Source organism: Gudongella ferriphila, assembly GCF_046224405.1.
Classification (GTDB): Bacteria; Bacillota; Clostridia; order Tissierellales; family Tissierellaceae; genus Gudongella.
In genome coordinates this window covers 1-12,114 of the sequence record NZ_JBJXRK010000043.1, presented here as the reverse complement: position 1 = coordinate 12,114, position 12,114 = coordinate 1, and the positions used below count along the sequence as shown (strand labels likewise).

The 12,114-nt window shown below is 44.6% G+C and carries 13 protein-coding genes and 1 tRNA gene; 13 read left to right on the top strand and 1 reads right to left on the bottom strand.

Annotated features, from left to right (window positions below; genetic code table 11):
* Nucleotides 1–33 precede the first annotated feature (33 nt).
* Nucleotides 34–441, bottom strand: a complete 408-nt coding sequence (locus ACKVDP_RS13135; protein WP_409229347.1) for a DUF1573 domain-containing protein — start codon at nucleotides 439–441, stop codon at nucleotides 34–36.
* Nucleotides 442–660: 219 nt separating this feature from the next.
* Between ACKVDP_RS13135 and ACKVDP_RS13130 the strand changes: the two genes are divergently transcribed.
* The 13 genes from ACKVDP_RS13130 to ACKVDP_RS13070 all read left to right on the top strand — a co-directional run bounded on the left by ACKVDP_RS13130 (nucleotide 661) and on the right by ACKVDP_RS13070 (nucleotide 12,062).
* A complete protein-coding gene (locus ACKVDP_RS13130; RefSeq protein WP_409229346.1) occupies nucleotides 661–1,179 on the top strand; it encodes a CarD family transcriptional regulator in 519 nt (172 codons plus the stop codon).
* Between the two features lie 70 nt (nucleotides 1,180–1,249).
* Entirely contained in the window at nucleotides 1,250–2,356 is a 1,107-nt protein-coding gene (locus tag ACKVDP_RS13125; RefSeq protein WP_409229345.1) for a PIN/TRAM domain-containing protein, read from the top strand.
* Nucleotides 2,357–2,397: 41 nt separating this feature from the next.
* Complete coding sequence (ispD, locus tag ACKVDP_RS13120; protein WP_409229344.1) at nucleotides 2,398–3,120, top strand: 2-C-methyl-D-erythritol 4-phosphate cytidylyltransferase; 723 nt, start codon at nucleotides 2,398–2,400, stop codon at nucleotides 3,118–3,120.
* Nucleotides 3,121–3,133: 13 nt separating this feature from the next.
* Nucleotides 3,134–3,619, top strand: coding sequence for a 2-C-methyl-D-erythritol 2,4-cyclodiphosphate synthase (gene ispF / locus ACKVDP_RS13115; protein ID WP_409229343.1), 486 nt, complete (start codon nucleotides 3,134–3,136; stop codon nucleotides 3,617–3,619).
* Nucleotides 3,620–3,889: 270 nt separating this feature from the next.
* Nucleotides 3,890–5,614, top strand: coding sequence for a proline--tRNA ligase (locus tag ACKVDP_RS13110; protein WP_409229342.1), 1,725 nt, complete (start codon nucleotides 3,890–3,892; stop codon nucleotides 5,612–5,614).
* A gap of 60 nt (nucleotides 5,615–5,674) precedes the next feature.
* Entirely contained in the window at nucleotides 5,675–7,156 is a 1,482-nt protein-coding gene (gltX, locus tag ACKVDP_RS13105; RefSeq protein WP_409229341.1) for a glutamate--tRNA ligase, read from the top strand.
* 134 nt (nucleotides 7,157–7,290) lie between these two features.
* Nucleotides 7,291–8,685 carry a cysteine--tRNA ligase gene (gene cysS, locus ACKVDP_RS13100; protein ID WP_409229340.1) on the top strand — a complete coding sequence of 465 codons (1,395 nt, stop codon included), beginning with the start codon at nucleotides 7,291–7,293 and terminating at the stop codon, nucleotides 8,683–8,685.
* Nucleotides 8,670–9,122 (top strand): Mini-ribonuclease 3, encoded by a 453-nt coding sequence (locus tag ACKVDP_RS13095; protein ID WP_409229339.1) that lies wholly within the window; start codon nucleotides 8,670–8,672, stop codon nucleotides 9,120–9,122. The genes cysS and ACKVDP_RS13095 overlap by 16 nt, the downstream gene beginning before the upstream one ends.
* On the top strand, nucleotides 9,112–9,903 hold the full coding sequence (gene thyX, locus ACKVDP_RS13090) for an FAD-dependent thymidylate synthase (RefSeq protein WP_409229338.1): 792 nt from the start codon (nucleotides 9,112–9,114) through the stop codon (nucleotides 9,901–9,903). Before ACKVDP_RS13095 ends, thyX begins: the two co-directional genes overlap by 11 nt.
* A gap of 12 nt (nucleotides 9,904–9,915) precedes the next feature.
* Complete coding sequence (rlmB, locus tag ACKVDP_RS13085; protein ID WP_409229337.1) at nucleotides 9,916–10,659, top strand: 23S rRNA (guanosine(2251)-2'-O)-methyltransferase RlmB; 744 nt, start codon at nucleotides 9,916–9,918, stop codon at nucleotides 10,657–10,659.
* Complete coding sequence (locus ACKVDP_RS13080) at nucleotides 10,646–11,170, top strand: NYN domain-containing protein (RefSeq protein ID WP_409229336.1); 525 nt, start codon at nucleotides 10,646–10,648, stop codon at nucleotides 11,168–11,170. Before rlmB ends, ACKVDP_RS13080 begins: the two co-directional genes overlap by 14 nt.
* 25 nt (nucleotides 11,171–11,195) lie before the next feature.
* Nucleotides 11,196–11,843 carry an RNA polymerase sporulation sigma factor SigH gene (sigH, locus tag ACKVDP_RS13075; protein WP_409229335.1) on the top strand — a complete coding sequence of 216 codons (648 nt, stop codon included), beginning with the start codon at nucleotides 11,196–11,198 and terminating at the stop codon, nucleotides 11,841–11,843.
* Between the two features lie 143 nt (nucleotides 11,844–11,986).
* Nucleotides 11,987–12,062 (top strand) — tRNA-Thr (locus tag ACKVDP_RS13070).
* The last annotated feature ends 52 nt before the right edge of the window (nucleotides 12,063–12,114 follow it).

Genomic DNA, 12,114 nt, shown 5'->3' with positions numbered 1-12,114 from the left:
TGGTCTGTTTTTCAGAGTGCCTTGTATTTTTTATTACTTCATTCCGTATACACCAAGGGTTTTGGTTCTGTCCAGCTCCTTTTTCACCGTATCCTTCAATCTGAAATCAAGGGTGTTGGCCAGGGATGCCAGAAAATAGATGTAGGCTCCGATTTCCTGCTCAAGGACCTCCTTGCAGTTGGGGCATATGTCTCCCACTACGTGTGAATCCACTTTTGCAAGGGCGTCTGTAAGTGTTTCGGAATTGAAATCCTGCTTTTGAGCTTTTATTTCTATACAGCCACAGGATGTTACAGATTTGGCTACTGCCCGGTTGATTCTGGCATTGTACTCATCCAGCTTTGTCATTATGTCCAGTATGCTTTTGTGTCTTACAAGTGTTTCAGATACTTGATTCTGAAGTTCCTCTATTAGATTTTCATGATTCGTCCCGTTAACCATATGAACCTCCTCTTGTTAAGTTCTCAACTTAATTATACGGTTTAATGCATCAGGTTGTCAAACCGAAATGGGGTCAATTTGTTTACATATTAAGTTCTGGTCATTAATTTAAAATAATATTGACATGATTTGCATTTCTGTGGTAATATACTAACTTTACTTATGGGGTTTTCTACGTTATAATAATATAATGAGGGAATACTATGGGGAGGTTTTGATATGTTCAAAATTGGCGATAAAATTGTTTATCCTATGCATGGCGCTGGTGTTATTGAAAAGCTTGAAACAAAGGAGATTCTTGGTGAGAAGAGAGAGTATTTCATAATCAAGATGCCCATTGGGGATATGAAGGTCATGGTTCCAGTGTCAAATGTTGAAGAGGTTGGAGTGAGGGAGATAATTACCCCTGATGAGATTGATGATATCATGTCCATTCTACGAGGGCACAAGACAAAAATGCCACAGAACTGGAACAGAAGATATAGAATTAACATGGATAGAATAAAGACCGGGGACATCCATGAAATTGCATCTGTAGTTAGAAACCTTACTTTGCTTGACAATGAAAAAGGTCTGTCTACAGGGGAGAGAAAGATGCTAAGCAATGCAAAGCAGATGCTTCTTTCAGAGCTTGTTCTTGTTACTGGAGACACCTATGAGGAGATTGAGGCACTGGTTGACAAGGAAATAATGGAAAATGAGGGAATCGAGGAAGAAGGGGATGAGTCTGAAGAGTAAACTTATGCTGGCATTACACTGCCAATAGGTTTATAATAGAAACTATGAAAAAAATACAGGAGGTGTAATTATGGTTAAAAAAATAGCCAGGGTTCTGATCGGACTCTTTGGTATGCTGTTGGGCTATCTGGCATACACAGGGTTCAAGGGCCTTGAGTTGGTCAATGTCACTGGCATGGCAGAGCTTGTTGCAATTATTATTTTTATATCTATATTTGGAATTATATTTTTTATTTTTTCTTCTAAGATCATCAAGCAAGGCCAGAACATTGCCAAAGTAATCGAAGGGGAGATTCAAAGGTTCTCCATACAAAACATAGCACTTGGAGCGGTTGGACTTATAATAGGACTTATAATTGCCTATCTGCTGAGCCAGCCACTTTACAGACTGCAAATACCATATGTGGGGGTTGTTGCATCCATCATACTTTATGGCCTTCTTGGATACCTGGGGGTTACCATACCCAACAAAAACATCGAGGACATAACAACTACACTGGGTAATTTCACAGGCAACATCGGAACGGGGAAGAAGAACCACAAGGAAAGAGGAGTAGAGACAGGAGCATGTCCCAAGATTCTTGATACAAGTGTAATAATTGATGGTAGAATCGCAGATATCGTAAAGACAGGATTTATTGAAGGTCCTTTGGTAATTCCGGTATTTGTCTTGGAGGAGCTGCAGCATATAGCGGATTCATCTGACGGACTCAAGAGAAATAGGGGAAGACGTGGTCTGGACATCCTTAACAGGATCCAGAACGAGCTGGATACTGAAATAATAATCCATGAAAAGGAATTTGAAGAGGTAAGCGAGGTTGATTCAAAGCTGCTGAAGCTTACTCAGTATATGAAGGGTAAAATCATAACAAACGACTACAATCTCAACAAGGTTGCTGAGGTGCACAGAATCGAGGTCCTAAACATCAATGAGCTTGCAAATGCGGTTAAGCCCGTTGTTTTGCCAGGTGAAGAGATGGTTGTGCAGGTTGTCAAGGATGGAAAGGAAGCAGGCCAAGGTCTTGCATACCTTGACGACGGCACCATGATAGTAGTAGAATCAGGTAGAAAATATATTGGAGAAACCATAGATGTAATAGTTACATCGGTTCTTCAGACCTCAGCCGGCAGGATGATATTTGCAAAGCCAAAGGCTTTGTATGAGAAAGCGGTATAGAGGTTGTTGGATGAGTAATGAATGTTTGTTGAGGTGGTCTAATGTATAAAGGAAATTTTGTGTCGGTGATAATAGCTGCTGCGGGTATGAGCAACCGGATGGGAAGCAAGATAAACAAGCAGTTCATCGTTATTGACAATAAGCCGATACTTGCCCACACTATCGAGAAATTCGAAGCCTGCAAATACGTGGATGAGATTATCGTCGTGTCAAAGGAGCAGGAGGTTGAGTACTGCCGCAAGGAAATTGTGAGAAAGTACGGCTATAGGAAGGTAACCAACTTAATCAAGGGTGGCAAGGAAAGGCAGGATTCAATTTACAACGGAATAATGGCCTTGAATGAAAGGGCAGACATTGTACTGACCCACGACGGAGCAAGACCCTTTGTGAGGATGGAATCAATAATGAATGGAATAAGGGGAGCCTTGGAGCATGGAGCCTGCGTGGTTGGGGTCCCTCTTAAAGATACAATCAAGGTGATTGAAGAGGACAACAAGGTTCACCACACGCCCAACAGGGCGCTTTTGTGGGCAGCACAAACGCCCCAATGCTTTAGGATAGAGCTGCTGAAGGAAGGCTATGAGTATGCAATCGCAGAGGGTATACTTGGTACTGATGACAGCTCCCTGGTGGAGAAGACGGGATATCCTGTCAAGATGATAATGGGGCACTATGACAATATTAAAATCACAACGCCTGAGGATCTTGTGGTGGCAGAATCAATTGCCAAGGAAAAGACCCTGAGCATCTCGGGCAGAGACTAGGAAGTGAAGCCTGATGAGAGTTGGAATTGGATACGATGTTCATAAGCTTGTGGAGGGCAGAAGACTTGTGATCGGAGGAGTCCAGATACCCCACGAAATGGGGCTGTTGGGACACTCTGATGCTGATGTTCTCGTTCATAGTCTTATGGATGCCATACTGGGTGCCATGAGTGCCGGGGACATTGGAAAGCACTTTCCCGATACTGATATGGAGTACAAGGACATATCCAGCATGATACTTCTGGAGAGGGTATTCCAGGTAATGAAGGAGAAGGGCTACAGGCTTGTGAATGCAGACAATGTAATCGCTGCACAGAGGCCAAAGCTTGCACCATTTATAGATCAGATGAGAGAAAACATAGCAGAGGTGCTTCAGGTTCCGGTAGAGGACATTGGAGTCAAGGCTACCACAACTGAAAGACTGGGCTTTGAAGGTAGAGAGGAGGGCATATCCTCCTACAGCACTTGTTTGCTGGAAAAATCAATTGACAACAGATAGGGTTTTGTGTAAACTTATTTGTGTCAGCTTTGATGGGAGCTAGTATTGTATCATGGTCCAAGAGAGGAAATCCTAGGCTGGAAGATTTCTGTCCCTCTGATATGTGAACCTGTCCCGGAGCATTCTGCTAAAACAGAACGTTTGGCTACGTTACAGCCCTTAAAGTGAGCCCTCTGGGCTTATAAGAGTGGTACCGCGGAATATACCTTTCGTCTCTTGGTGAGACGAAGGGTTTTTTGTTTTTTAAATATAAGATTTGGGGTGAAAAGTATGAGAATGTCAAAAATGTATATGCCTACCCTGAGGGAAACACCCTCTGAGGCAGAGATACCAAGTCATCAGCTGCTCCTTAGAGCCGGGATGATCAGAAAGCTTGTAAGTGGAGTTTATTCCTATCTTCCACTTGGCTACAGAGCCATCAAGAAGGTGGAGAAGGTTGTAAGGGAAGAGATGGATGCAGCAGGGTCCCAGGAGCTTTTGATGTCAGCTATACAGCCAAGGGAGCTTTGGGAAGCTTCGGGAAGATGGGCCAATTTCGGTCCGGAAATGTGGAGACTCAGGGACAGGAACGATCGTGAATTTTGTCTTGGACCTACGCACGAGGAGTACTTCACGGACCTTATCAAGGATGAAATCAAGTCCTACAAGCAGCTACCACTTAGCATCTATCAGATCCAAACCAAGTACAGGGATGAAAAGAGACCTAGATTTGGACTTATGAGATGCAGGGAGTTTATCATGAAGGATGCCTACAGCTTTGATGTTGACGAGGAAGCCATGAGTGTGGCCTACCAGAACATGTGGGATGCCTACGACAGGGTGTTCACTAGACTTAAGCTTAACTACAAGGTGGTCCAGGGAGATACTGGAGCCATGGGAGGGAAGGTCTCACACGAGTTCACTGCCATGAGCCATGTGGGCGAAGGAGTTGTTGCCTACTGTAACAGCTGTGACTTTGCAGCCACTGACGAGAAGGCACAGGTCATATATACAATCCCTCAGAGCGACGAGGAGGAGAAGGAGATCGAGAAGGTCCTGACTCCTGAAGTGAAGACCATAGACGGTCTTGTTGAGTTCTTCAGTATTGAACGTTATAGGTTTGGAAAGGCTCTAGTATTTGTTGCTCAGGGCGAGCCTGTTGTGGTGGTTATCCCAGGAGACCGTGAGCTCAATGAAACCAAGCTTGCGAACTACCTTATGGTACCAGGACACGAGCTTGAGATGGCGGATGAAGAGATTATCAAGAAGATTTCAGGAGCAAACAAGGGCTTTACAGGGCCTGTTGGACTCGCTGAGGGTACAAGGCTGCTTGTGGACAAAAGGGTGACAACCCTTAAGAATATTGTAGTTGGTGGAAACGAAACTGATTACCACCTTGTAAATGTAAACTATGGAAGAGACTTCCAGGGTGAGGTTGTTGAGGATCTTCTGATGATAGAAGAGGGTGACACCTGCCCCACCTGCGGAGAGAAGCTGTCCTTGGACAGGGGAATTGAGGTAGGAAACATTTTCCAGCTTGGAACCAAGTACAGTGAAAGCCTTAAGGCTACCTATCTTGATGTAAATGGCAAGGAACAGCCATTTGTAATGGGAAGCTACGGTATAGGGGTTTCAAGAAGTGTTGCGGCGGTTGTTGAGCAGTATCACGACGAGAAGGGTATAATCTGGCCATTTGTGGTTGCACCTTACCATGCGGTGGTTACAATAGTCAATACCAAGAAGGACGAGCAGAACCAGCTGGGAGAGAAGATATATGAAGACCTTAAGAAGATGGGTGTTGAGGTTCTCCTGGATGATAGAAACGAAAGACCCGGAGTCAAGTTTACAGACAGGGAGCTTATTGGAATTCCAGTGCAGATAACAGTGGGCAAGATGGCTGGCGAAGGGATTGTTGAGTATTCCCTGAGAAAGAGGGAAGGCAAGCAGGAGGTCACTGCTGATAAGATAAAGGATTTGATTATTGAGGCATTTGAAGAGGAAGGATTTTCTCTTTAATTACCCCGATTAAGGGTATTAAGTTACAGAGGATTGATATTAATTCAGGAGGTGTGTGAATTGAGTGATATAAGAGTGAGATTTGCCCCCAGTCCTACGGGATATCTACACATTGGAGGCTTGAGAACCGCTTTGTACAATTATCTTTTCGCCAAGAAGAACGGCGGCAAGTTTGTGCTGAGAATCGAGGATACAGATCAGACCAGATTTGTTGAAGGAGCCATAGAGAACCTTATTGATTCCCTTCACTGGGCTGGCGTCCAGTATGATGAGGGGGTCTTCGTAGAGGACGGTAAAATTGTTGAAAAGGGTGACTTCGGTCCCTATGTGCAATCAAAGAGATTGGATATCTATAGAAAATATGTTGATGAACTGATAGAGAACGGTCACGCATACTACTGCTTCTGCTCAAAGGAAAGACTGGAAGCGGTAAGGGAAGAACAGAAGATGAAGGGCATGGTTCCAAAATACGATGGCTTCTGCAGAAACGTATCCCTTGAGGATGCCAAGAAGAGGGTTGCCGCAGGTGAAGACCATGTTGTGAGACTGAAGCTTCCCCTTAACAGGGATATTCATTTCCACGATCTTGTAAGAGGTGACATCACCATAAATACAAATGACATAGACGACCAGGTGTTGCTGAAGTCAGATGGCTTCCCCACATATCACATGGCGGTAGTGGTGGATGACCATCTAATGGGAATAACCCACATAGTAAGGGGAGAGGAGTGGCTTCCATCAACTCCAAAGCACGTGTATATGTATGAGGCCTTTGGTTGGGAGAAGCCAACCTATGTACATCTGCCAACTGTTCTGAACAAGGAGAGGAAGAAGCTGTCCAAGAGACATGGGGATGTATCCGTTGATGATTTCAGAACCAAAGGATACCTGCCTGAGGGTCTTGTGAACTATCTGGCGTTGGTGGGCTGGAGCCCGGAAGGAAATGAGGAAATACTATCAATGGATGAAATGGTCCAGAAATTCTCATTTGACAGGGTTTCAAAGACTGGTGGAATATTTGACAAGGACAAGCTTGACTGGGTAAACGGACACTATATAAGAAGTGAAAGCCTCCAGAGGATCAAGGATATGACCCTACCCTATCTTATTGAAGCAGGCTACATGGATGAGGATTTTGCAAGGGAGAACTCCCATTGGGTAGATGTTCTCATAGAAACCGTCAGGGAAGGACTTGCAACTGTAAATGAGGTAGTAGAGAAGGTTGGGTTCATTTTTGAAGAGAATCCGATATATGAAGCAGAGGCCTATGATGAGTTCCTTAACAATGAAAATGGAAGGACGCTCATGGATGCGATAATTAAGGAGGCCCAGGAATCAGACCAGATCACCCTGGAAAATGCCAAGGACTTCATGAAGAGGATCCAGAAGAACACTGGAATAAAGGGCAAGAATCTATTTATGCCCACAAGGGTTGCCTTGACTGGAAGCGCACATGGACCGGAGCTTGTTAATGTGCTCTATCTACTTGGGAATGACAAAATAGTTGATAGAGCCCAAAAGGTACTGGATATAATTGACTGATGGCTGCTTCATATAATAGAATGAGAGTAGCATAGACTGGTTTGGACCGTTGTGTTAAGCCATGATTCAGGCTGAAAATCGTCTCTGCTTAGATCAGGGGCGATTTTTGTTTAGTAATGTTAAGGAGGACTCGTATGAAGCTATTTAATTCATTGACAAGAAAGAAGGAGGAGTTTGTGCCGCTGGTGGAGGGGCAGGTAAGCATGTACAACTGCGGTCCCACTGTGTATAACTTTATCCACGTTGGAAACGCTAGGCCTCTTGTGACCTTTGATACACTTAGGAGATACTTTATATACAAGGGCTATGACGTAAGGTTTGTATTGAACTTCACGGACATTGACGACAAGCTTATAAACAAGGCCAAGGAGGAGAACATAACAGTCGAGGAGGTTGCCGACAGATACATTGCAGCCTTCAAGGAGGATGCAGGAGCTCTGGGTATCTACCAGTACAACACCATCAATCCAAAGGCTACGGACTATATATCCCAGATGGTTGATTTCATCAAGGCTCTGGAGGAGAAGGGTGCAGCCTATGAGGTGGATGGAAATGTCTATTTCAGCATTGAAAGCGCCAGGGACTACGGTAAGCTCAGCAAGAAGAACATAGATGAGCTGGTAAGCGGTGCCAGGATAGATGTAAATGAGGACAAGAGGAATCCAATGGATTTCGTGCTATGGAAAAAGGAAAAGCCAGGTGAGCCTTCATGGGATAGCCCATGGGGCAAGGGAAGACCCGGCTGGCACATAGAGTGTTCAGTAATGGCCAAAGCCCTACTAGGTGAGACCATTGACATCCATTCCGGAGGGGAGGATTTGCAGTTCCCTCACCACGAAAATGAGATTGCACAGTCGGAAACACTTACAGGCAAACCCTTTGCCAATTACTGGCTGCACAACGGAATGCTCTTTGTTGATAATCAGAAGATGTCAAAATCACTGGGTAACTTCTTCACACTTAAGGAAATCCAGGAAGAGTACGAAATGGAAGTCTTGAGATTTTTTCTCTTATCCGCCCATTACAGAAAGCCAATCAACTTCAGCAGGGAGATAATGGACCAGAACAGGAACGGTCTTGAAAGGCTCTACGGTGCCAAGAAAAATCTGGAGTTCCTGTTGGAGAAGGATCTGCCTGAGAATTTAGGAAATGAGGATTCCATAATTGCGGAAATCGATGCCTTCAAGAAGAGCTTTGAGGACAGCATGGATGACGACCTGAACACTGCTGATGCAGTTGCAGCAATATTTGATCTTGTTAAGTATACAAACTCAAATTTCAATGAGGAATCATCAAGAGGGGCAGTCAGGCATTCATATGACATCTTGATGCAGCTGGCCAAGGTCCTTGGAATACTCACAAGGAAGGATGAGATTCTTGATGAGGAGATTCAAAAGCTTATTGAGGATAGAAACGAAGCAAGGAAGAACAGGGACTTCGCTAAGGCTGACCAGATCAGGGACGATCTTCTGGAGCGGGGAATTGTCCTTGAAGACACGAGAGATGGTGTAAAATGGAAAAGGGTCTAGAGGTCAAATCCTTCAGGGACGTGAACGAGGAACTGAAAGGTGAAGACCTTAGGATGATGTCTCCGCTGCAGCTGGCTTACATCGGAGACGCAGTTTTTGAGCTCCTTGTAAGAACTGCCATCATGTCCAGGGATGTGAATGTGAACAAGCTTCACAAGGAAGCTACTAGGTATGTTAAGGCCAATGCACAGGCAGAGTCTGTCATAAAGCTGGATGAGCTGCTTACGGATGAGGAAAAATCCTTTATAAGAAGAGGTAGAAACGCTAGGATAAACTCTTCTCCAAAGAATGTTGATCTAAGGGATTACAAGTATGCCACAGGCTTTGAATGCCTGATGGGCTATTTGTACCTGTCGGGAAAGGACGAAAGGCTGATGGAGCTTTTCAGGCACATATACCAGTCTGATACAGAAAGGGGAGCGACAAATGAAGGTTGAATTGTTGAGATATACTCCAGAGGGTGAGAAGTTGGTTGCCTCAGCGGCAAAGCTATGCTATTCCCCTGTTGGGATAAGTGATATAGAGGAAGGACAGGATGACAAGAAGATGCGATCATTTCTTAAGCTGCTTATGGACCTTGGACATGAAAGTCCAATTGAACATGTTAGCTTTACATTTGGAATAGAGGGAGTTTCAAGAACCCTTACCCATCAGCTTGTGAGGCACAGGATAGCAAGCTTTTCGCAGCAGTCCCAAAGGTATGTCAGACTGGCCCAGTTTGAATATGTCATACCTCCTCACATAGAATCAGACCCAGAGTCAAAGAGGATTTTCGTGGAAGCCATGGAGGCTGACCAAAAGGCATATGATGAAATCTCAAAGAGATTGTATGAAAAGCATTACAATAGATATATAGATGAAGGCAGAAAAGAGAAGGATGCAAGGCAAAGGGCAGAGAAGGAAGCCATTGAGGATGCAAGATACGTATTCCCCAATGCCTGTGAGACAAAAATTGTAGTGACCATGAACGCAAGAAGTCTCATGAACTTCTTCAGTTTAAGAACCTGCAACAGGGCCCAGTGGGAAATAAGGGAGCTTGCAATCCAGATGCTCAGGGAAGTGAAAAAGGTTTATCCGGTACTGTTCGGCCACGCAGGTCCAGGCTGTGTAAACGGACCATGCCCCGAGGGTGAGATGACCTGTGGAAGAATTGTGGAGGTCAGAGAGTTTTTCAAGGACCTGGATGAGAGAATAGCAGCCCAGGCTGCAGCAGAGTAGAGGAGAATATATATGAAAGAGATGTATGTATCTGGAAGGAATCCAGTTATGGAGCTTTTGAAGTCGGACAAGCAGGTGGACAAACTTTATGTCCTCAAGGGAGACCTGAAGGGTTCCATAAACAAGATAATGGGAAAAGCCAAGGACATGGGGATTGTAATACAGCAGGTGGACAAGAACAAGCTTGACTCCATGGCAGATGGCAATGCCCATCAGGGAGTTGTTGCCCTGGTGACAGGCTACGAGTATTCAGATGTGGCGGATATGCTTAAGCTTGCAAAGAACAGGAACGAATCCCCGTTTATTCTGGTACTTGACGGAATAGAGGACACACACAACCTTGGTGCAATCATAAGAACTGCCGAGTGTGCCGGTGTCCATGGAGTTGTCATACCCAAGAGGCGTGCTGCAATGGTCAATCAGACCGTCTACAAGAGCTCTGCAGGGGCTGTTGAGCACATGATGGTGGCCCAGGTGGGCAACATCTCCCAGACCATTGAAGAACTAAAAAAGGAAGGTCTCTGGATATATGGTGCTGACATGGATGGGAAGAATGAATACTTCAGGACCGACCTGAAGGGAGCCATTGCCCTTGTGATCGGAAATGAAGGAAAAGGCCTTTCAAGGCTTGTAAAGGAAAAGTGTGATGTTCTTGTTAAAATTCCTATGACCGGGAAGGTTGGGTCCCTTAATGCTTCCAACGCTGCATCAATTCTCATTTATGAGGTTGTGAGGCAGTCCTATGAAGGGAAATAGGAAATCCAAGGAGTACCTTTTTGTAGACGGCTACAACATCATCAACTCCTGGGAAAACCTGAAGGAGATTTCAAAGGTGGACCTTGAACAGGCCAGGACCACCCTTGTGGAAATTCTTGCAGAATACAAGCATTATTCAGGAATTGAAATATTTGTAGTGTTTGATGCCTACATGGTTAAGGGTAACAACAGGAGTGAAGAGGAGTACAAGGGTATCAGGGTCATCTACACAAAGGAGAATGAGCTGGCGGACCACTACATTGAGAAGGCACTTGATGAAATGGGCCGTGAAATGCGGGTGAGGGTTGCCACCTCTGATTGGGTTGAGCAGCAGATAATACTTTCAAGAGGTGGAATCAGAATTTCCGCAAGGGAGCTTCAGGCGGAAATTGAAGATGAAATGAGAATGGTCAACAGAAAAAGGAAAAGACTCAATACAAGAAACGACATATCAATCGGAAGGCTGGAAGATCAGGTATTGCACAAGCTTAAGGACTGGAAGGGAAAATAGTCACAATCATCAGGGAGGTTTCACAATGGTCTTCAAGGGACAAGATAAAGTAAGTGGACTAATTTACGACAAGATGTCAGACGAAGAGATTGTTGCACTGGCCAACGGAGGGGACCTGCTGGCCTTGGAACACCTTATATACAAATACAAGGACCTGGTAAAGGTCAAAGCAAAGGTCTACTACATTGTTGGTGCCGACCGGGATGATATAATACAGGAAGGCATGATTGGACTGTACAAGGCTATCCGGGATTTCAGGGATGAGAAGACTTCCTCCTTCAGGAATTTTGCCGATATTTGCGTCACAAGGCAAATGATAACCGCCATAAAGACTGCAACGAGGCAAAAGCACCTTCCGCTTAATGGATACATTTCCTTGAACAAGCCCATCTACAGAGAAGGAGCCTCAACCATGGCTGAGACCGTAAGCAGCGACGGTGCAACAGATCCAATGGAGCTGTTCATTGGAAAGGAGGACCTGGACGCAACTGAGGAGAAGATCAACAGCATGCTAAGCAGTCTTGAGAGGCAGGTGCTTACCTATTATGTCGAGGGAAGAAGCTATGAAGAAATCGCCATTGATTTGAACCGGAGGGTAAAAAGCATAGATAATGCTTTGCAGCGAATCAAGAAGAAGATTGAACGGTACTTGACGGATAAAGAAAGCATCTGAAATATACCAGGGAAACTTACATTTATACTCATGTATGGAAATTTCATTATACACCAAGATTCAGGAAAGCAGAAATTTCCCGTTCCTAATGAAGAATGAGTATTGACAAGGGTATTAATCAATAGTAAAATATCTTATTGTAAGCCCACGTAGCTCAGGAGGTAGAGCACTTGCATGGTAAGCAAGAGGTCACCGGTTCAAATCCGGTCGTGGGCTCCATATAAGAATAGAAACACCCGGACAAGTTTTCTTAAGCGTTGGATAATTTAAG

Bases quoted from the DNA above. Each gene is read 5' to 3' on its own strand.
- sigH (WP_409229335.1), top strand. From the start codon at position 11,196: ATGGTCTTCAAGGGACAAGATAAAGTAAGTGGACTAATTTACGACAAG.
- ACKVDP_RS13135 (WP_409229347.1), bottom strand. From the start codon at position 441: ATGGTTAACGGGACGAATCATGAAAATCTAATAGAGGAACTTCAGAAT.
- ACKVDP_RS13110 (WP_409229342.1), top strand. From the start codon at position 3,890: ATGAGAATGTCAAAAATGTATATGCCTACCCTGAGGGAAACACCCTCT.
- ispF (WP_409229343.1), top strand. From the start codon at position 3,134: ATGAGAGTTGGAATTGGATACGATGTTCATAAGCTTGTGGAGGGCAGA.
- ACKVDP_RS13125 (WP_409229345.1), top strand. From the start codon at position 1,250: ATGGTTAAAAAAATAGCCAGGGTTCTGATCGGACTCTTTGGTATGCTG.
- cysS (WP_409229340.1), top strand. From the start codon at position 7,291: ATGAAGCTATTTAATTCATTGACAAGAAAGAAGGAGGAGTTTGTGCCG.
- ACKVDP_RS13130 (WP_409229346.1), top strand. From the start codon at position 661: ATGTTCAAAATTGGCGATAAAATTGTTTATCCTATGCATGGCGCTGGT.
- ACKVDP_RS13080 (WP_409229336.1), top strand. From the start codon at position 10,646: ATGAAGGGAAATAGGAAATCCAAGGAGTACCTTTTTGTAGACGGCTAC.
- thyX (WP_409229338.1), top strand. From the start codon at position 9,112: ATGAAGGTTGAATTGTTGAGATATACTCCAGAGGGTGAGAAGTTGGTT.
- ACKVDP_RS13095 (WP_409229339.1), top strand. From the start codon at position 8,670: ATGGAAAAGGGTCTAGAGGTCAAATCCTTCAGGGACGTGAACGAGGAA.
- rlmB (WP_409229337.1), top strand. From the start codon at position 9,916: ATGAAAGAGATGTATGTATCTGGAAGGAATCCAGTTATGGAGCTTTTG.
- ispD (WP_409229344.1), top strand. From the start codon at position 2,398: ATGTATAAAGGAAATTTTGTGTCGGTGATAATAGCTGCTGCGGGTATG.